Origin of the sequence: Amycolatopsis minnesotensis (genome assembly GCF_039529815.1) — a bacterium.
Taxonomy (GTDB): Bacteria; Actinomycetota; Actinomycetes; order Mycobacteriales; family Pseudonocardiaceae; genus Amycolatopsis; species Amycolatopsis minnesotensis.
This window is the reverse complement of the sequence record NZ_BAAANN010000005.1, coordinates 151,234-170,860: the sequence shown is the minus strand read 5'-3', so window position 1 is coordinate 170,860 and position 19,627 is coordinate 151,234. Positions and strand designations below refer to the sequence as shown.

Below are 19,627 nucleotides of genomic sequence, written 5' to 3'. Positions count from 1 at the left end.
GAAGCCCTCACCGGATCGGCTGGTCCCAGGTGAGGTGGTGCTCGTGCGTCCAGCGGGGATCGCCGATCTCCGCGCGGCCGGTGGCCATGGCGAGGATCTTTTCGACCCGTTCGCGGCGTTCCTGCTCGAACCGGCTCAGCGCGGACGGCAGGTCGAGATCGCGGAGGCACTGCCCGAGCACGACCGCGTCTTCGAGCGCGAGGCAGCCGCCCTGTTCCGAGCCCGGCGGCGCGGCGTGGGCGGCGTCGCCGATGACGACCATGCGGTCGGTGTGCCAGTGCGGCAGGTGGTGCAGCGCGTGGTCGTCCGACGCCCTGATCCGGGTGGCCGCCCGGATGATGCGCGCGGGAATGTCGTCGTGGTCCCAGTTCCGGAGCAGGTCGGCGCGCCACTGGTCGGTCGTGGGGCCGGGGGAGGGGAGCGGCTCCGGTGTCTTGACGCTGGTGAAGAACCAGATCTCGCCGGTGTCCGGATCGTCGAGCTGGGCGAGCCAGTGCGCGGGGCCGCGGTAGCTCCGCAGCTGTGCGGGCGCCGGGGGAACGTCCGCGGCGGGCGCGTACCCGTAGACGGTGCGGGAGCCGCGGTACTCCGGTGCCGGGGCGGCGGGATCGATGACGGTGCGGATGGCGGAGCGCATACCGTCGGCGCCGATCAGCACGTCGGCATCGACTCCGCCGCCGTCGGCCAGCAGCGCCCGCACACCGTCGTCGGTGGCGACGGCGTCGACGACGCGCGCCTCGTGGCGGACGATGGCGCCCCGGCGCGCGGCTTCGTCACGCAGGGCGCCCGCCAGATCGGCCCAGGTGATGAAGCGGGCGCCGAGACCGCGGCCGGGCACCGGATCGGCGAGCGGGCGCCGCACGAGCACTTCGCCGTCCAGCTCCAGCCGCTCGACGTGGTGCACGGGGAACGACACCTCGGTCACGCGATCGAGCAGGTCGAGCGCGGCCACCGCGTCCATGCCGTTGGGGTTCAGCCGCAGGAACGAGCCAAGACCGCTCTCGTCGGGGCGCTGCTCCAGCACGGTGACCGCGATCCCCGCCCGCAGCAGCGCGAGCGCGGCGGCATGCCCGGCGATCCCGCCGCCGACCACGATTGCGTTGCGCACCATCGCTTCGCCCCCACCCCGTTCGGCATCCACTGGCTTCCGTATCGGCGGAAGTCCTTACCCCGCCACGGTACGGCACCGGATGATCTTGCCTGGCTCGCGGGACGGCTTCCGCATGCCCTGGAGGCGCCCTTCGGGGACATAGCCGCCCCAAGGTCACCTTTCGGGGCGGCAGGGGCCCATCCGGAATCGGTGACGGCGGCCATTCCCGGTGGTCATACCTCGGGAGGGTGAACTTCACCGGCGCGGATCGGTTCGAGTTGTTGTCCGTAATCGGGATTGGTTGCATGTCCCCATGGCGTCAAACTGGTCGATTCCGTCGTGGTGAACGCGGATCGCCGTCGTGCGCGATTTCCCCGCAGCCGATTCCTGGTCCATGCGCTCGTGGTCGCCGTCGCGGCGTCCGCGCTGGCGGTGACCGGAACCGGCTCAGCCACGGCGGCGTCGTGGCCGGTGGAGGGCGAGCAAAGCCCGTCGGTTTTCGACTGCGACCATCTCTACTACAGCAACATCCGGTCCGGAATGCAGTTCGGAAATGACGCCGCAGGGGATGCGCGCATCGAGAACACGGTGATCAGCAAACGGCAGGGCAGCGGGCCGCCGGATTACTGGTCGACCAATAGCGCGCTGGGCAGGGATCCGGACACCGGCGCGGTGGCCGCCTTCTACTCCAGTTACACCACGGGGAATCTCAAGCTCTACAAGCACGTGTCCGGGACCGGCACGGCGACCGACCAGATCGCGGGCGGGGAGGGGCGGAACCTCCCGCCGGGGGTGAACTGGGGTGGTCTTGCCGCCGACCCGAACACGGGGATGCTCTACGGGGCGCAGAACGGCGGCGCGCCGAAGCTGTTCGGGATGAACCTGGCGACCGGTGCCACCACGGTGTGGACGAGGGGCGCGAACCTGAAGCCGGAACCGGCGAACGACCCGGTGTTCGCCGGCGGGTCGCTGGTGCCGGACCTGTTCGTCGACTCCGACGGCGGCGCCTACTACGGCATCACCTACGGCGGATCGACCTACGTCTACCGGCTGGACCCGGCCACCGGCACCACGACCCGCGCGGTCCGCGTGACCGGGCCCGGTTCCGCCAACGGCTTCAACAACTACGGGATGGCCTACTTCCACGGCTCGATCTACCTCGGCCACTACGGCGGCGCACTGTACAAAGTGGACCCCCGGACCGGCGCATCGGTCCAGGTGCCAGGGGGCAACGCCCAGAACAACCAGGTGGGCCGGGTCAAGTCCGAGTCCGGTGGCTCGTGGGCGATCACCGACCTGGCAAGCTGCTCGATCGCGCCGAACCTGACCTCGCACCTGGTCGCGCGCAAGACCGCGAGCACGCGGACCGCGAAACCGGGCGACACCGTGCGGTACACGGTGACCGTCCGGAACGAGGGCGACGGCCCGGCACCCGGCGCCACGATCACCGACGATCTCACCGGCGTCGTCGACGACGCGCGTTACAACGACGACGCCAAGACCGACACGCCTACCCAGCCGAGCTACGACCCTGCTTTGAAAAAGCTGACCTGGACCGGTGACATCGCGCCCGGTGCCACGGTCACCATGACCTATTCGGTCACCGTGGGCACGCCTCCCGGCGGGGACAAGAGGCTGAAGAACACGGTCACCGTGCCGGAGAGCAACTGCGCCGAGGGATCGACCGACCCGGCGTGCTCGTCAGAGGTTCCGGTTGCCTCGTTGAAGATCGCCAAACACGGCACGCCGGACAATCCGGGCCCCGGCGACACCGTCACCTACACGATCACCGTGACCAACGACGGCGAAGCGGACTGGACCGCGGCGACGTTCACCGACGACCTGTCCGGCGTCGCCGACGACGCGCGCTACAACGGCGACGCGACCGCGACCGCGGGCACCACCGCCTACGACGCCGCGGCCAACCGGCTTTCCTGGACCGGTGACGTGGCCAAGGGCGCCACGGTCACCATCACCTACACGGTGACCGTGCACACCCCGCCCGCCGGGGACAGGCGCCTCGTCAACCGCGTGGTGGGACCGGACGGATCGAACTGCGAGCCGGGCAGCACCGACCCGGCGTGCGGCACGGACGAACCGGTCAGCGGCCTGGTGATCCGGAAGTCCGCCGCACCCGCCACCGCCGAACCGGGCGACACCGTCACCTACACGATCACCGCCGAGAACGTCGGCGCGATCACTGCCACCGGGGTCGCGCTCGCCGACGACCTCACCGGGGTCGTCGACGACGCAACCTACAACGACGACGCCAAAGCGGACGCACCTGCCCAGCCCCGGTACGACCCCGCGACGAAGAAGCTGACGTGGACCGGCGACGTCCCCGCCGGGCGGACCGTGACGATCACCTACACGGTCAAGGTGCACGCGCCGCCCACCGGCGATCACCGGCTGCGCAACGCGGTCACCGGCCCGGAGGGTTCGACGTGCGCGCCGGGCGGCTCCGATCCGGACTGCTCGACCGAGACCCCGATCGCCGCGCTCGAGATCAGCAAGGTCGCGGACCAGACCGACGTCGGACCCGGCGATCGCGTCACCTACACCGTGACCGTGCGAAACCCCGGCGAGGCCGCCTATCCCGGTGCGACCTTCACCGATGACCTGTCCGGCGTGCTCGACGACGCGCGCTACAACGACGATGCCGCCGCGACTTCGGGCGCCGCCACCTACGACGCCGGCGCGCAACGGCTGACCTGGACTGGCGATGTCGCGAAGGGCGCCACGGTGACGGTGACGTACTCGGTCACCGTCGGCACCCCGCCCGCGGGGGACAAGCGGCTGCGCAACGCCGTCGTCGGCCCGGACGGCTCGACGTGCCCGCCCGGCAGCACCGATCCCGGCTGCATCACCGAAACCCGCGTCGGCGCACTGGAACTGACCAAGACGGCGTCGCCCGCGACAGCCAAGCCGGGCGAAAAGGTGACCTACACGGTGACCGCGCACAACCCCGGCACCGGCACCTACCGCGACGCGCGGTTCGACGACGACCTGACCGGCGCGCTGGACGACGCGACCTACAACGACGACGCCTCGGCGACCGCGGGCACCGTGCGGTACCGCCGCCCGGCACTGAGCTGGGTCCACGACCTGCCCGCCGGTGCCACGGTCACCATCACCTATTCCGTCACCGTCGGCTCGCCGCCCGGCGGTGACCACGAACTGCGCAACGCGGTCACCGGACCGGACGGTTCGACCTGCCCGCCGGGCAGCACCAGCCCGGACTGCAACCAGGTCACCCCGATCGCCGCGCTGCACATCAGCAAGATCGCCTACCCCGGCGACCCGAAACCGGGCGACACCGTGACCTACCACATCATGGTGGTCAACGACGGCACCGCCACCTACACCGGCGCGCGCGTCACCGACGACCTTTCCGGTGTCCTGGACGATGCGGCATACCACGATGACGCCAGTGCGACCGGCGGCGCGCTTTCCTACCGCGAGCCGGTTCTGACCTGGACCGGTGACGTGGAGGCGGACACCGCGGTGACGATCACCTACACCGTCACCGTCGGAAATCCGCCCAGCGGCGACAAAGTGCTGAAGAACGCGGTCACCGGAACCGGCGACACCAACTGCCGGCCGGGTGGGAACGACCCCGGCTGCGGAACGGAAACACCGCTGCCCGCGCTGAAGGTCACCAAGCGCGCCACGCCGGAGGACGTCAAGGCGGGGGACCGGGTCACCTACACGGTCCAGGTCGAGAACGTCGGCGCGGCGGATCACCCCGGAGCCTCGTTCACCGACGACCTGTCCGGGGTACTCGACGATGCCACCTGGAACGACGACGCCGCCGCCGACTCGGGGACGGCCGCCTTCACCGCACCGCGCCTGACCTGGACCGGCGCGCTGGCCAAGGGCGCCACGGCGACCATCACCTACTCCGTCACCGTCACCAACGCCGGTGACCACCGGCTCGCGAACGTCGTCACCGCGCCGGGTTCCAACTGCTTGCCGGGAGCGGCCGATCCGGACTGCCGGGTCGTGCTGCCCAAGCCCCACCTGCTGATCACCAAGACCGCGGCCCCGGAAACGGCTGCACCTGGCGGAAAGGTCACGTACACGGTGACCGTGCGGAACACGGGCCAAGCGGCGTACCCGAACGCGAGCTTCACCGACGACCTGTCCGGCGTGCTCGACGACGCCACCTGGAACGACGACGCGAAGGCCACCGGCGGCACGATCGACTACGCGCCACCGTCCCTGCGCTGGACCGGTGACCTCGCCGCCGGCGCCGAAATGACGCTCACCTACTCGGTCACCGTCGGTACCCCGCCGCGGGGCGACCAGATCCTCGGCAACCGCGTCACCAGCCCGGACGTCACCAACTGCCCCGCCCCGGGCACCTTCCGCGCCGAGCAGGAGCCTGCCGATCCGGACTGCGGCACCGAAACCCCGGTGCGCTCGCTCGCCATCGCCAAGCACGCGGCGCCTGCCACCGTCCAGCCGGGCGAGAAGATCACCTACACGGTCACCGTCACCAACACCGGTACCGCCGCGTACGAGAACGCCACCTTCACCGACGACCTGGCCGACGTGCTCGATGCCGCGACCTACGACGACGACGCCGCGGCCACCAGCGGCACGATCGACCGGACCGGGTCGCGGCTGACCTGGCAGGGACGGCTCCTCCCCCGCCAGCAGGCCACCATCACCTACTCGATCACGGTCAAGCCCGGTCTCACCGGCGAGCGGCACCTGCGCAACGTCGTCGTCTCGGCCACACCCGGCGCCAACTGCGTCGACGGCACCGAACCGGGCTGCACCACCGACACCCCGCTCACCGACACCCCGGTCGCACCGCCGCAGCCGACGGCCGGTGGCCAGCCGACGGCTTCGCCACCGCTGGCGTCGACCGGCAGCCCGCTCGCCGAACTGCTCCTCGGCGCCGCCTTCCTGGTGCTCGCCGGTCTCGCGCTCGTCGTGGCCGCACGACGCCGAACCTCCGGGAAGTGACCGTTCGCCGGGAGGCGGCCAGCAGCCCCCGCACCGCCGAGGCGACGCGGGGCCGGTCGAGCCAGTGGGTGTTGTGCGCACGGGCGGACCGCCTTGCCTCGTCGAAGCCTTGTATGTCCACAGTGGATGAACAGGCGGGCGCCCCGCTGGCTGGCGTGAAACCGGTGCGGGCGGGAGGATGGCTGGCGGAGGTGAGCGCATGCCGGGGAAAGTCGTCCGCGCGGCCATGGCCGGCGGGAACACGATCGGTGGTGAGGTCCGCGAACGCGCGCCGCGGGCGGACGGCTACCGGCACATCGACGCGCCGGGGCTGATCGCCCGGCTCACCGCCGCGAACGTCACCACCTACCTGTACGGCATCTGGAACTCGCCGACCGACTGGGACGACCTGCGCACGGAGTTCCTGCCCGCGGCCACCGCGGCCGGGATCGACGTGTGGGTCTACGTCGTGCCGCCTTCGGAGTGCTTCGCCGGTGGCCGCTGTTCGCAGCCTTACCGGCAGGACTACGTCGCGTGGGCACGGGAGATCGCCAAGCTGTCCGTCGAGTACCCGTGCCTCACCGGGTGGGGAATCGACGACTTCCACATCGGCGCCAACCGCGAGAAGTTCACCCCCGGGTACGTGGCCGAGATGCACGAGACCTACCGGGCGATCAACCCCGGCCTCGAATTCTGGCTCTGCGCCTACTACGAGGCGGCCACGGACGGGGCGTTCCTCGACACCTACGCGCCGTTCATCGACGGCATCATCTACCCGTACCTGGACGATCCGTTCCACAACACCGAAAACGCCGACGCGGTCGCGGCGCGCTGCGCCGACATCGCGGCGCTGACCGTGCCGAGGGGGCTCGGCCTGCTGCTGCTGGTCTACTGTGGACGGTTCCTCGGCACGGCGCGCGATCCCGGCGAGGAGTACGCCAGCGCGTGCGTGCGCACCGGGCTCCGCCTCAGTGCCGAGGGCGGGATCGGGGGAGTGGTCGCCTACGGCCTCCCCGTGGCCGGAAGCCCGTCGCCCGCCAGCGAGAACCGGGCGCTCTACGGCGTCGGGCGGCTGTCCATCACGGCCGCGCGGTACGCGCCGGTCCCGGTGGGCAGCACCGCGTGGGCCAGCCAGCGGATGACCGTGGTCCCGGACGCGCCCCGCCACGAACTGTCCTTCTGGCACCGCGCCGACTGGCTCGACGGCACGCCGGGCGCCGGTTGCTACCTCAAGGAGGTGCTGATCGACGGCGCGGTCGTGTGGAGCGAGGACGTCACGGAAAACCCGCCCCGGCAATGGCTCAACGGGCATTCGTGGCAGGGCGCGGTCGACGTGGGCGCCCAGCTCCGCGGCAGGACCGAGGCGACGCTGACCTTCCGGCTCAGCCAGCACCGGGAGGCCGCCGAGTTCGGCGTGGACGTCGGCTTCGACGAGCTGGAGACGATCGGGTGCACGGTCGCCGACCCGGATTTCGAGCGGCGCGGCGCGTGGGCCTTCGGCCACGACCACGGCGCGCTCAACGCCGCGATCGACCTCGCCCACCCGGACCGGCCGGAGCGGATCTTCGCCGCGGTCGCCGCCGAGTTCGCGGCCGTGCCGGAGTGAGGAGCACTGCTCCGCGGGCGCCGGGAGGCGCGGGCAGTGAGATCCCGGCGCACGCCCGCGACCTCCGCGGCGGGGTCAGCGCTTCCGGGCCGCCATCGCCACCACGCCCGCGACCATGAGGTCGAGGCCGAAGCCGTAGTGGGAATCCGGGTCGTCGCAGGTGGTCAGCGGCCCGGCGGCCTCGACGATATGCGGGTACCGCTCGCGGGGAAGGGTTTCGTAGTACCGCCGGACCTCCTCGGTCCCGTCCGGGGAAGTGCGGCCCGGCTGGCCGGCGACCAGGCTCATCGCGGTGCTCAGGGCGTGACGGGAAACGGCGGTCGCCTCCTCGGTGGAGAAACCCGCGCCCCGCAGGATCGCCAGCACCTTCTCCAGCGCGGTGAGGTAGCCGGGGGATTCGCAGGCACTGGAGGTGATCAGCGGACCGGCCCACGGATGCCTCCGCAGGGTGGTCACCAGCGCGCGGAGCACGGTGTGGAACTGGGCGCTCCAGTGGGCTCCGTCGTCGACATCCAGGTCCACCTCGCCGATGATCCGGCCCCCCAGTGCCGCCATGAGCAGGCTCTTGTTGCGGAAGTGCCAGTAGAGCGCCATCGGCGTGACACCGAGATCCTGGGCGAGCCGCCGGATCGTCACCGCTGCCAAACCTTCGCGGTCCGCCAGTGCCACGGCTTCGGAGAGCACCACGGCCTGGCTCAGCCGCGGCCGCCCGGCGGCGTCGTGATCGGGTGCCTGCGTCATCGATCGCCAAGCATACGGCGCGCACCTGCGCTTTTCGCCGCAACGAGCGGGGTTCGCCGCCAGGTCATAGGATCCGGCGCATGATCAACCGTCTGCTGGGTGTGGCCTGCGGCGTCGCGGCGGTCGCCGGGCTGTGCTCGTGCTCGAACCCGAGCGGGAAGTCCTGGGCCATCACCTATGAACTGAGCGGTGACGCCCCCGGCGCGACCGTCACGGAGCTGACCTACAACGAATCCAATGACCGCTACCAGGACGAGGTGTCCGGGCACCGGCTGACCGGGCCGCTCGGCCTGCCGTGGAAGCTCGATGTGGTCGTCAGCGCGGGCCGCGCCGCCATGGTCACCGCGACCCCGGCCGGGAAGGCGGTGCTGAGCTGCCGCGTTCTCCTCGACGGGAAGAAGGAGCTCGCCAAAGCCACGGCGCCGGGGCCGGGCCAGGCCGTGAAGTGCGACAGGACCACGGACTCCTGAGCCCGGAGTGTCCTTTCAGGACGGTCGAGGCGTCAGTGGCTCGGCACCGTCGCGTGCTGGTCCAGCCGCGCGGTGAGATCGGTGCGGGGGAGCGGCACGACCGGTGACCCGGCCGTGGTGACGACGCCGTCCCGGACCTCGGTCAGGAAGCCAGCCACCGCTTCGGGTTCCGGTGCGAGGGAGCCGCCGAGAAGCGCGACCACGATGAAGTCCTCGCCGGAGTGCGTCTCGATGGCCACCGACCAGCCCTGCGTCTCGTCCCAGAGCACGGCGACATCGCGGTCGGCGTGGCAGGGCAGCCGCCAGTCCACCGCGATGTACCCGGTGGCAGGCGAACTGGTGTCGACGGCGCAGGATTCCCAGCCGACGCCGATCGCGACGCTGACGCGGTGGACGTAGTCGCGAAGTCGCACGGAGAATTCGAGGTCTGGCTCGATCTGCGGGCGGGCGGTGAAGGGCACGACACTCCGTTCTGGCGCGACGGATTCTGGCGGGAGGGCGGTCTTCGGCGACCGCGACGCGCCGCCAGAATGCCCAGCCGGGTCGACCGCCAAACCCGAAAGTGGTCCAGACCACACTCCGTGTCACCCGGATGTCAGCGTTACCAAACGGCGTTGTGCAACGGGATGGTGCGCTGTTTGAGCCAGGCGGACGAAACCCCGGAGCCGGCCTGGCGGGGTGTCGGTGCTCAGCGTGGGCCGTTCCGGCTCCGGTAGGCCGCGACGCTGGCCCGGTGTGCGCAGGTCCGGGTGCAGTACTGCTTCGAGCCGTTGCGCGAGAGGTCCGCGAAAGTGGCCCGGCAGGTCGGCCCGGCGCAGACACCGAGGCGAGCGGGGCCGAGCGTGGCGATCACGGAGGCCAGTGCGCTGAGCGTGGTCGCGGCGAGGTGCGCCGAGCAGCGGTCGGTGTCGGAGGTCACCTCGGTCCACCAGCGGTCGTCCTCGTGGCGCAGTACCGGGGTGGTGCGGCTGCGGCGCAGGCCCTCGTTGATCAGAGCCGCCGCTTCGTCCGCGTCCGCGCTCGCCCGTTCGAGCACCTCGCGCACCGTCTCGCGCACCGCGCGGACTTCCGCCAGGTCGGCGCGGGTGAGCTGCCGCGGACCGGCCCCCTGGTTCGCGGCCGGACTCGGAGGCTCAGCCGCAGGATGGGCGTCGAGGAAGTCCCGGAGCTGCTCCACGGTCTCGAGCGCGTCCTCTCCCTTGATCGGCTTCAAGGTGTTGGCCAGGTCGACGGCCGCCTGGACGGCCGAGGTGGTGTAACACGCATCAAGCATTTGACGTGTCTCCTCACCGTTCCGTAATATGACATCCATAGTAGCTTTCACGTGTCACAAAACGTACCAGGGGAGGGACGACGATGCCGCAGACGATCCCCGCCGTAGGGGCATCCAGCGGGGGATCGAACCACGCCCCGGACGGGCGTCGGCTGGGGCTGACCTTGGGGATGCTGGTGCTGCCGATGTACGTGGCACTGGGAGCGCCGTCGGTGGCCCTGCCCGCCATCGGCCGCGCGCTCGCGGTGCCGTTCGGGGCCACCGCGTGGATTCTCGCCGCGTGGTCGCTGACCTCCGCGCTCGCGATGCCGGTCGCGGGCCGGCTGCTGGCCCGCTGGAGCCCCTTCCAGGTCCTCGTCGCCGGGGTCGTGGCACTCGCCGCGGGCTCCGCGCTCGCCGGAGCCGGGCCGGCACTGTCCGTCGTGATCGTCGGCAGGCTGATCGGCGGCGCCGGGGCGGGCGCGACCGTGATCGCCGTCTTCGCCGCGGCCACCGCCCTTCCCCGGCGGGAACGGATCCGCGCACTGGGAATCATCGCGGCCGCCAGCGCGATGGCGTCGGGGTGCGGGACCCTGCTGGGCGGAGCGGTGACCGCATGGCTCGGGTGGCGTGCCGTGCTCGCGATCCCGGTCCTCGCGCTGCCCCTCCTGCTGGCCGCATTGCCGAGCAGGCGCGCGCTGACGCGGAGCGGTGGCGGCGAGCGAAACGGCTCGACCGGGCGACTCGACATCGTCGGCGCGGCCGCGCTGTCGGTACTCGCCGGTTCGGTGATCACGTTGCTGCAGGCGCATTCGGTCGGCCTGCCCGCTCCGGTCACGCTCGCCGTGGCCGCCGCCGGAGCGCTCGCCGCCGTGGGACTGTGGTGGCGCGTGCGAAGCACGCCCGACGGGTTCGTGCCCCGGCGGGTGATCGCGTCCCGCGGCTTCCTGGCGGCCGGGCTCATCGGCGGGACCGTCTTCGCCGGCTATTACGGGGTGCTGTTCCGCGCCCCTTCCCTGATCGAACAGGCCACGGGCGGTGGCCCGCTGGAAGCCGGTGTGCTCCTGGTCCCGGCCGCCGTCTGCTCGGTGCTGGCCGGACGGCTGGTCGGCACCTTGACCGACCGGTTCACCGGCTGGCAGGTGTCGGCGGGGCTTGCGGCACTCACCGTCGTCGGCGTGCTCGTGGTCGCGGTCTTCGACGGGCCGATCCCGGTTGTCGCCGGCACGGCGTTGACCGTGTGCGGGTTCGCCGGCGCCCAGGCCGTACTGGTGGGCCTCGCACCGGACCTGGTCGCCGGGGGCGATCGCGACACCGGACAGGGCCTGTTCAACTTCATGACCGCCCTGGGTGGCGGGATCGGTCCGGCCGCGGTCGCGGGCCTGTCCGGCATCGTGCCGGCGCCGGTGGCCCTCGCCGTGCTCGCGGCACTTCCCCTGGCCGGAGTCGTCCTCAGCCTGACCCGGCGCCCCGGCGCCGGCGCCACGCGCGGGAGTCCGCGATGACAGCCCACCTGAATCTGATCCCACAAATGATCCCACAAATGATCCCACAACGCCTTGACCAGTAAGGAGCTTTGCCATGGCCGCCGAACCATTCGAGGCCGGCATCACCGGAGCCGAGATCGCGGACCTGCGTGCACGACTGCGACGGACGCGGTGGCCCGAGCGCGAGCCGGTGGACGACTGGTCACAGGGGTTGCCGCTGGCGTATGCGCAGGAGCTTTGCCGTAGCTGGGCCGAGGACTACGACTTCGGGTTCGCCGAGCGGCTGAACGCCTTCCCGCAGTACCGCGACACGATCGACGGGCTGGGCATCCACTTCCTGCACGTCCGATCGCCGGAGCCGGACGCGTTCCCGCTCGTGCTCACGCACGGGTGGCCGGGTTCGGTGCTCGAGTTCCTGGAGGTCCTCGGCCCGCTGACCGACCCGCTCGCGCACGGCGGTGACCCGGCGGACGCGTTCCACGTGGTCGCCCCGTCGTTGCCCGGGTACGGCTGGAGTGACAAGCCGTCGACGACCGGATGGGGCATCACTCGCACCGCGCGCGCCTGGGACACGTTGATGGTCTCGCTGGGCTACGAACGGTACGGCGCGCAGGGTGGTGACTGGGGTTCGGCGGTGTCCGGCGCGCTGGGCGAGGTGGCGCCCGGGCGCGTCGCCGGCGTGCACCTGAACCTGGGATCCGTGGCGGCGGGCACGTTCGCCGACCCGACGCCCGCGGAACTGGCGAATCTCGAGGCCGAGGAGGCGATGCGGCGCACCGGCCGGGGGTACTCGGCGATCCAGTCGACCCGGCCGCAGACCCTCGGCTACGGCCTCACCGACTCCCCGGCGGGCCAGGCCGCCTGGATCGCCGAGAAGTTCTGGGCGTGGACGGACAACAACGGCCATCCCGAGGACGCGTTGTCACTGCAGAAGATCCTCGACGAGATCTCGGTCTACTGGTTCACCGCGTCGGCCACGTCATCGGCGCGCCTGTACTGGGAGAGCTTCGCCAGCTTCCGGGACAAGGTGACCGCGCCGTCCGGGCTGTCGGTCTACCCGCGCGACATAACCCGCCCGTCGCGGCGGGAGGCCGAGCTGCGGTTCACCGACCTGCGCTGGTTCGAGGAACTGTCGCACGGTGGCCACTTCGCCGCGCTGGAGCAGCCGGAGTCGCTGGTCGAGCAGGTGCGCGGGTTCTTCCGCCTGGTCCGCTGACCGCGCGGCCGGAAGCGGTCAAGGCGGGACCCCTCCCCGGTTCGAGGCGCTACAAACCGTGCATGCGCCGACACGCCATCGCCTTCGCGGCCCTCGCCCTGCTCCTCGCCGGTTGCGGCGGTGAGGCCCCGGTGGCCCAGCCGCCGTCGGCGCCCGCGACCACTGCTCCGCCCACGACGTCCACCACCCCCAGTGCCCCGCCGACGTCCAGTTCCGCGGCGACGTCCAGCTCGCCGAAACCGCTTCCCGTCGCCCCGCCCAGTTCGAACGTGAAGGACTGCTTCGACGGCGACTGCACGTTGCTGCTGGCCAAACCGGCGAAGATCCCCTTGGACGCCAAGGCATTGCACTACTCGTCCATGCGGGTCACGGCCATCAGCGCGGACGGCCTTTCCTACACCGTCGCCTACCCCGGGGGCGGTGGCGCCTCGTCCAGCGTCGGGGTCGGCCTCGGCGGCAGCGCCTTCGGTTTCCAGGGCGGCCCGTCGATCAGGGTCGGCCTGACACTGGTCGACGGGAAGCCCGCGCTGGTGCTCCAGCGCGACGCCGAGGGGTGATCCGCCCGGTCACGAAGGCAGGCGGATCAGCGCCGGGTCGAGGGGAACCGACGCGGCGGTGTCGAGGAACTTGGTGAGCTGCGGGGTGTTCTCGCGATCTGGCCTGCAGACGACCGAGACGACCGAGATCGCGTCCTGGTCGGTGATCGGGACGTAGCGCAGCCCGGGGAGCCGGAGTGCGCGAAGGGATTCGGGCACGATGGTGATGCCGGTGTTCGCGGCGGCGAGGCCGAGCAGGGTGGGGAACTGCACGGCCTCCTGAGCCGGTTCCAACCGGAACCCGGCGCGGTGGCACAGGCCCGCGATGTGGTCGTAGAGCCGGGAAACCCGGTGGCGCGGGAACACCAGGAACCGTTCCCCGGCGAGTTCGGCCAGCCGGACCGAGCGGCGGTGCGCGAGCGGGTGCGACTCGTGCATCGCCACGATGAGCCGCTCGCGCAGGAGCGGGCGGATCACCAGGCCCGGGGTGGCGTCGACCTCGCGGACGATCCCCACGTCGAGCCGTCCTTCGGCGATGCCTTCGAGCTGGGGGTCGGTGGTCGACTCGGTGAGTTCGCAGTGCAGACCGGGCCAGGACCCCTGCAGCGCCAGCACGATCGCGGGCACGATGCCCAGCGCCGCCGAGCTGACGAAACCCACCCGCAGCAGCCCGACCTCGCCGTGCGCGGCCTGGGTGACCGCCGACAGCGCGTGCTCGGCCTCGGCGAGGACGCGGCGGCCTTCGGCGAGCAGCACCCGGCCCGAATCGGTCAGTTCGACGCGGCGGGTGGTGCGCCGGAACAGCTCGGTGTGCAGTTCGTTCTCGAACTTGCTGATCTGCTGGCTCAGCGCGGGCTGGGCGATGTGCAGCCGTTCGGCGGCGCGCCGGAAGTTCTTCTCCTCGGCCACGGCGACGAAGTACCGAAGTTGCCTCAGCTCCACCGGATTAATATCCCACGCCTATCAGTCTGTTGCCAATATGTACTTCTGTTCGTTCCGGGGCGTGCTTACCGTGGCTGCACTGACCAGCCACGTGAGGAGCAGACCCCGTGACACAGACCCTGCCCGAGCAGGCCGGATCCGCCGACGGCCGCGCGCTCGACCTGCGGCACCTGATCGGCGGCGAGTGGTGCGCCGGCCGCGGTGCGGAGGCCGTGAGCACCGATCCGGCGCACCCGGACCGGGCCGTCGCCACCTACCGCGTCGCCACCGAGGACCAGCTCGACCACGCGGTGCGTGCGGCGGCCGACGCGGCGCCCGGCTGGGACCGGACCGGCCCGATCGGGCGCGGACGGGTACTGCGCGCCGCGGCGGAGCTGCTGGCGAGCCGGGCCGAGCACGTCGCGAAGCTGGTCACCGCGGAGGAGGGCAAGACGCTCCCGGAGGCGCGCGCCGAAGTCGGGCTCAGCGTCGAAACCCTGCACTACCACGCCGCGCACGCCAGGTCCGCTGACGGCGCCACCTTCCCGTCCGGCCACCCCGACGAGCTGATCCGCACGCTGCGCCGCCCGCTCGGCGTGGTCGGGGTGATCACGCCGTGGAACTTCCCGATCCAGATCCCGGCGTGGAAGCTCGCCCCGGCGCTGGTGCACGGGAACGCGGTGGTGTGGAAGCCGGCGAGCGACACCCCGGCGGTCGCGGTGGCCTTCGCCGAGGTACTGCACGAGGCGGGGCTCCCCGACGGCGTCCTCAACCTGGTGCTCGGGCCGGGTGCGCTGGGGGCGGAGCTCGTGGCGAGGCCGGAGGTCTCGGGGATCACCTTCACCGGGTCGGTCCCGGTCGGCCGCGCCATCCAGGCCGCCGCCGTCCCGCGCGGCACCAAGGTCCAGCTCGAACTCGGTGGTCACAACGCGGCGATCGTGCTGCCCGACGCCGATCCGGCGGACGCGGCGGCGGCGCTGGTCGCGGGCGCCATGTCGAGCGCGGGGCAGAAGTGCACCGCGACCCGGCGGATCATCGCGGTCGGTGACGCCTACGAGCCGCTCGTCGCCGAGCTGACCTCCCGCGTCGAGTCCCTCGTCCTCGGTGACGGCGCTGTGGACGGCGTCGATATCGGCCCGCTGGTCTCGGCGCGTGCCCGTGACGAGGTCGACGCCGCGCTGGCCACGGCAACGCGGGAAGGCGCGGTGGTGCTGGCCCAGTCCGGGAGCGCGCTCCCCGCGGAAGGGCATTTCGCGCGGCCGGCCGTGCTGGCCGGTACCGCGGACCTGACCATCTGCCGCGAGGAGGTGTTCGGGCCGATCACCACGGTGCTGCGCGCCCCCGATCTCGACGCGGCGATCGCACTGGCCAACGGCACCGATTTCGGGCTCACCGCCGCCGTGTTCACCTGTGACGAGCGGGCCGCGCGCCGGTGCGTGACCGAACTCGACGCCGGGCTGGTCAAGGTCAACGCCCCCACCACCGGCTCCGAGCTGCACGCGCCGTTCGGCGGGCTGAAGGACTCGTCGTTCCCGGCGCCGCGCGAGCAGAACGGCGACACCAGCGCGGAGTTCTTCACCTGGTCGAAGACCGCGTACCTCCGGCCGGGAAGCCGGTCATGACCGCCCTGCTGGAGCAGGCGCGGTCGTCCGCGAGGCACGCCGACGAGGTGCTCTCCCCGGAGGAACTCGGCGCGTGCCGCTACACCCGGCACAGCTTCGCGCGGTCCTTCCTGCGCGCGGCGGCCGGGCAGCGCTGGACGGTCACCCTCGACCGCTGGGAAATGGATCCGGCCGGTCGGGGCGAGGCGGTGTACCGGGTGTGCGCCGACGGCAGGACGCTGCACTTCGCCGCGTTCAGCACCACGCTGCCGGAGGAGGAGCGCACGGACCGCGTCGTCGCGAAGGCGTGGGACATCACCGCGGCACTGGTGGACGGCGAGCTTCCCGTGGAGCGGCTGGCGGACCTGCGCGCCGCCGTGCCGCGCCAGGAGAACGGCAGGGCGGACGCCGAAACGCTGGTGTGGACGAGGGCGAACCGGAGCCAGCGGTTCTTCGACTACGTGGTCGACCGCCTCGCCGCCGGAGCACAACCGGAAACCCGGGAACTCGGTGACGCCGCGTACCTGTTGCGCAGCACCGCCTTCTACAGCAACGGGAAGTTCGGGCTCACCGAGTTCGACCGGATCGCCGAGGAGCACCCGCTGCGCGTGCCCTACCGGTCGCAGATGCTCGCCGCCTGGTTGCTGCGGGAGCTGAGCTACGACCTGGTCGAGCACTGCGCCCGGGTCAGGAATGCCACCGCGGCAACGCTTTCCGGCGGCTGGCGCCGGTTCTTCGGGCTCGGCAACGCCACCGGGCTCGGCATGGTGCCCTACGTGGTCAACCACCCGGACGTCCTCGACGCGTGGTGCGCGGCGCGCGAACTGCCGCTCGCCCACGCGCTGGCGCAGCCGACGGCACCGGGGGACGGCCGCACGGCACGGGTGCGGGAGCTGCTGGCGCGCGCCCGCGGCTACTTCGCCGAGCGCGACACCCTGCGCACCGAGCCCTATCGCACCGGTCCCGAACTGGCCGGGGCGCTGGACGGTGTCGTCGAGCTGGCCGCCGAGTACGCGCGCGCCGGAACGGTCGAGGGCAGGGAAACCGGGCATGCGTGGCGAGCGCTGCACGAGGCGGCGGGGCGCGCGGGCCGCGAGGTCCGCGGCGTGCTCGATTCCGTTCTCGTCGAAGTGCACGACGAACTCGACGACGAGGTGCAGGACCTGTTGCGGTGCGACGAAACGACGCTCGTGCACCCGGCTCAGCCCTGCGGCGAGCTGCGCGAACTCGCGGAGCGGTCCTACGGCTGGGTCCGGCGGTTCGACTTCACCGATCCGTCCTCGGTCGCGTACTTCTGGTTCTCCTCCGAGAACAACGAAGAACCGCGCCGCGGGCGCCGCGGTACCGATCCAGGCGAAGAGGTCGAGCACCCGATCGACATCGCCCGCGCCGTGTCGGCGTTGCTGTCCGGCCTCGGCACCGCAGATCCGAAGTGGACGGTCGCCGAATTCCTGTTCGCGCACCCGTGGCACCGTGGCGCCGTCGCGCGGGTGCAGTCCCTCGCCGGGCTGCCCTACGCCGAGGTGCGCGCCAACCTGCTCGGCGCGGACTTCGTCCCGCTGCACGTGCAGCGCTTCCAGCTCGCCGTGTACGGCATGGAGAACTACAGCCCGCAGTCGACCGACTGGCTCCGGGTGACCCTGTTTTCCGGGGCGCCGCGTGCCGCCGACGTCGCGGCCGGGGTCGACGACGACTGGCTCTTCACCCGCAAGCCATGAAAGGAAATACCGTGGGCGCACCTGCTTCCGACCGGCCGATCGTGGTCGACGGCCTGCAGATCAACAACTGGGACCGCGCGGTGCTGGAACAGCTACGCAACGGCGGTGTGCACGGTGTGAACGCCACCTGCGCGGTGTGGGAGGGGCCGGCCGAAACCCTCCGCGCGATCGGGGACTGGTACGCGCTGGCGGGGGAGAACCCCGACCTGGTCGTGCTGGCCGAGACCGTCGAAGAGATCCGCCGTGCCAAGGACGACGGGCGGGTCGCGGTGCTGCTGGGCTTCCAGAACAGCTCGCCGTTCGGTGACGACTACCGGATGGTCGAGGTCTTCCACCGGCTCGGAGTGCGGGTCGCGCAGCTCACCTACAACATCCAGAACCTGGTCGGTGGCGCCTGCTACGACCCGGAGGACTCGGGGCTGACCAGGTTCGGCGGCTACGTGATCGACGAAATGAACCGGGTCGGGATGCTGGTGGACCTGTCCCACGTCGGCAACCGGACCTCGCGGGACGCGATCGAGAAGTCGGCGGCCCCGGTGGCCATCACGCACGCGAACCCGACCTGGTTCCTCGACCACCCGCGCAACAAGCCCGCCGAGGTGATCAGGGCGCTGGCCGCGCGAGGCGGGGTGATCGGCTGCTGCCTCTACCCGAACGTCCTCGGTGGCGAAACGACGACGCGCGCGGAATTCTGCCGGATGGTCGCCGCGCTGGCAGGCGAGATCGGCCCGGAGCACGTCGCGATCGGCAGCGACTGCACCTGCAACTGGTCGCCGGACTTCGTCGGCTGGCTGCGCAACGGGCGCTGGCGGCCGCCGTCGGCGAACCCGGTCCGTCCCGAGTGGCCGAAGTGGCCGTCCTGGTTCTCCGGCCCGGCCGACTTCCCCGCGATCACCGAGGGCCTGCTGGAAGCCGGGCTCGACGAAGCGGCCATGAAGCTGGTGCTCGGCGAGAACTGGCTGCGGCTGTTCGGCGAGGTCTTCGACGGCGTGACGGCATGACGGTGCCTGAAGTGTCCGAAGTGGACGATCCGGCGCGCACGGCGGTCCGGCGTGCCGCGCGCGAGGTCCGCGAGGTCGCGTTCCGCGCGCTGGTCGCGACCGGGGTGTCCGGTGGGGAGGCGGCCGCCGCAGCGGAAGCCGTGCTGTGGGCGGAAGGCGCCGACGGCTCCGGAATCGCCGCGCTGCTGGCCGAACTCGGACGCCCGCGCCTGCCGTCGTTCCTGGATCGGGACGGCGAACCGGTGGTCGTCAGTGGTGACGGGCCCCTGCTGCTCGGGCCGCACGTCGTGGATCTCGCCGTGGCACTCGGGCGTCCGGTGTCCGCCCCGCGATTGGCACTGACCGCCGTGCTGGAGTCGTTCGCGCGCACCGCGGCGGTGCACTCCGGCGTCGCGCTCCGCCTGACGTCCGAAGACCGCTGCTCCCTCGTCACCTCCGGCGGCCGCGTGTTCCGTGTGGACGGTCGCGCCGCCGGACTGCTCGCCGTCCGGTTGCCAGCCGACCCGGAAATTCCCGCCGGGAGCACCGAGATCGGCTGCCCCGCGCTGCCGGACGGGCTGCGGGTCGCTGCCGGACCGTGGGCCGCCGCGTACGCCGCGTCCAGACGATTCCTCGTTCCCGAAGGGTGACCACCGCCATGCCGACTTTGCTTCCCCACCAGCACGACACGCCCTACGCCGCCGCCGCGGTGCACGACGGCGTGGTCTGGACCTGCGGCCAGGTACCGGTGAAACCGGACGGCAGCACCCCAGCCGATCTCGGCGACCAGGTGCGGGTCGCGCTCGACAACCTCGAACGCGTCCTGCACGACGCAGGCGCCTCACTGGCGACCCTGCTCAAGCTCACCGTGTACCTCGCCGATCTCGACGAGTTCGACGCGTACAACAGCGCTTATCTGGCAAGGCTTTCCGCGGTCCCGCTGCCACCGAGGACCACCGTCGAGGTGGCGCGCTTCCGCGGTGCCAAACGGATCGAGATCGACGCCGTGGCCGCGATCCGGCCGAACTGACCGGCGTTTCCCCCGCTTTCCCATTC

General features: G+C 71.6%; 17 protein-coding genes. 11 read left to right on the top strand and 6 right to left on the bottom strand.

Going from position 1 to position 19,627, the window contains the following annotated elements:
• Positions 1 to 7 precede the first annotated feature (7 nt).
• Entirely contained in the window at positions 8 to 1,111 is a 1,104-nt protein-coding gene (locus tag ABD256_RS08090; RefSeq protein WP_344415192.1) for an FAD-dependent oxidoreductase, read from the bottom strand.
• A 381-nt stretch (positions 1,112 to 1,492) separates the two neighbouring features.
• On the opposite strand from ABD256_RS08090, the gene ABD256_RS08085 reads away from it, so the two are divergent.
• The gene (locus tag ABD256_RS08085; RefSeq protein ID WP_344415190.1) at positions 1,493 to 6,064 is read left to right on the top strand and encodes a DUF7927 domain-containing protein; all 4,572 of its coding nucleotides are present in this window, start codon (positions 1,493 to 1,495) and stop codon (positions 6,062 to 6,064) included.
• Positions 6,065 to 6,263: 199 nt separating this feature from the next.
• The gene (locus ABD256_RS08080; protein ID WP_344415188.1) at positions 6,264 to 7,649 is read left to right on the top strand and encodes a hypothetical protein; all 1,386 of its coding nucleotides are present in this window, start codon (positions 6,264 to 6,266) and stop codon (positions 7,647 to 7,649) included.
• Between the two features lie 75 nt (positions 7,650 to 7,724).
• On the opposite strand, the gene ABD256_RS08075 is transcribed toward ABD256_RS08080, so the two are convergent.
• Positions 7,725 to 8,390: a TetR/AcrR family transcriptional regulator gene (locus ABD256_RS08075; protein ID WP_344415186.1), complete on the bottom strand. Its 666-nt coding sequence runs from the start codon at positions 8,388 to 8,390 to the stop codon at positions 7,725 to 7,727.
• A gap of 80 nt (positions 8,391 to 8,470) precedes the next feature.
• Here ABD256_RS08075 and ABD256_RS08070 point away from each other — a divergent pair, with 80 nt between their 5' ends.
• Complete coding sequence (locus ABD256_RS08070; protein WP_344415184.1) at positions 8,471 to 8,860, top strand: MmpS family transport accessory protein; 390 nt, start codon at positions 8,471 to 8,473, stop codon at positions 8,858 to 8,860.
• A 32-nt stretch (positions 8,861 to 8,892) separates the two neighbouring features.
• Here the strand turns inward: ABD256_RS08070 and ABD256_RS08065 are convergent, their stop codons facing one another.
• Both ABD256_RS08065 and ABD256_RS08060 read right to left on the bottom strand, forming a co-directional pair.
• Positions 8,893 to 9,321 carry a DUF6292 family protein gene (locus ABD256_RS08065; RefSeq protein ID WP_344415182.1) on the bottom strand — a complete coding sequence of 143 codons (429 nt, stop codon included), beginning with the start codon at positions 9,319 to 9,321 and terminating at the stop codon, positions 8,893 to 8,895.
• Between the two features lie 227 nt (positions 9,322 to 9,548).
• The gene (locus tag ABD256_RS08060; protein ID WP_344415180.1) at positions 9,549 to 10,133 is read right to left on the bottom strand and encodes a CGNR zinc finger domain-containing protein; all 585 of its coding nucleotides are present in this window, start codon (positions 10,131 to 10,133) and stop codon (positions 9,549 to 9,551) included.
• An 83-nt stretch (positions 10,134 to 10,216) separates the two neighbouring features.
• On the opposite strand from ABD256_RS08060, the gene ABD256_RS08055 reads away from it, so the two are divergent.
• Positions 10,217 to 11,617: an MFS transporter gene (locus ABD256_RS08055; protein ID WP_344415178.1), complete on the top strand. Its 1,401-nt coding sequence runs from the start codon at positions 10,217 to 10,219 to the stop codon at positions 11,615 to 11,617.
• Positions 11,618 to 11,693: 76 nt separating this feature from the next.
• Positions 11,694 to 12,815, top strand: a complete 1,122-nt coding sequence (locus ABD256_RS08050) for an epoxide hydrolase family protein (RefSeq protein ID WP_344415176.1) — start codon at positions 11,694 to 11,696, stop codon at positions 12,813 to 12,815.
• Positions 12,816 to 12,864: 49 nt separating this feature from the next.
• Here the strand turns inward: ABD256_RS08050 and ABD256_RS08045 are convergent, their stop codons facing one another.
• Positions 12,865 to 13,128: a hypothetical protein gene (locus ABD256_RS08045; RefSeq protein WP_344415174.1), complete on the bottom strand. Its 264-nt coding sequence runs from the start codon at positions 13,126 to 13,128 to the stop codon at positions 12,865 to 12,867.
• 16 nt (positions 13,129 to 13,144) lie between these two features.
• On the opposite strand from ABD256_RS08045, the gene ABD256_RS08040 reads away from it, so the two are divergent.
• On the top strand, positions 13,145 to 13,372 hold the full coding sequence (locus tag ABD256_RS08040) for a hypothetical protein (protein ID WP_344415172.1): 228 nt from the start codon (positions 13,145 to 13,147) through the stop codon (positions 13,370 to 13,372).
• 9 nt (positions 13,373 to 13,381) lie between these two features.
• Here the strand turns inward: ABD256_RS08040 and ABD256_RS08035 are convergent, their stop codons facing one another.
• On the bottom strand, positions 13,382 to 14,293 hold the full coding sequence (locus ABD256_RS08035) for a LysR family transcriptional regulator (RefSeq protein ID WP_344415170.1): 912 nt from the start codon (positions 14,291 to 14,293) through the stop codon (positions 13,382 to 13,384).
• Between the two features lie 107 nt (positions 14,294 to 14,400).
• Here ABD256_RS08035 and ABD256_RS08030 point away from each other — a divergent pair, with 107 nt between their 5' ends.
• The 5 genes from ABD256_RS08030 to ABD256_RS08010 are packed head-to-tail and all read left to right on the top strand — an operon-like array spanning position 14,401 to position 19,601.
• Complete coding sequence (locus tag ABD256_RS08030; RefSeq protein ID WP_344415168.1) at positions 14,401 to 15,894, top strand: aldehyde dehydrogenase family protein; 1,494 nt, start codon at positions 14,401 to 14,403, stop codon at positions 15,892 to 15,894.
• The gene (locus tag ABD256_RS08025) at positions 15,891 to 17,591 is read left to right on the top strand and encodes a hypothetical protein (RefSeq protein WP_344415166.1); all 1,701 of its coding nucleotides are present in this window, start codon (positions 15,891 to 15,893) and stop codon (positions 17,589 to 17,591) included. Before ABD256_RS08030 ends, ABD256_RS08025 begins: the two co-directional genes overlap by 4 nt.
• An 11-nt stretch (positions 17,592 to 17,602) precedes the next feature.
• Positions 17,603 to 18,592 (top strand): membrane dipeptidase, encoded by a 990-nt coding sequence (locus ABD256_RS08020; RefSeq protein ID WP_344415164.1) that lies wholly within the window; start codon positions 17,603 to 17,605, stop codon positions 18,590 to 18,592.
• Positions 18,589 to 19,221, top strand: coding sequence for a hypothetical protein (locus tag ABD256_RS08015; RefSeq protein WP_344415162.1), 633 nt, complete (start codon positions 18,589 to 18,591; stop codon positions 19,219 to 19,221). Before ABD256_RS08020 ends, ABD256_RS08015 begins: the two co-directional genes overlap by 4 nt.
• A gap of 8 nt (positions 19,222 to 19,229) precedes the next feature.
• Positions 19,230 to 19,601 carry a RidA family protein gene (locus tag ABD256_RS08010; protein ID WP_344415160.1) on the top strand — a complete coding sequence of 124 codons (372 nt, stop codon included), beginning with the start codon at positions 19,230 to 19,232 and terminating at the stop codon, positions 19,599 to 19,601.
• Positions 19,602 to 19,627: the final 26 nt, after the last annotated feature.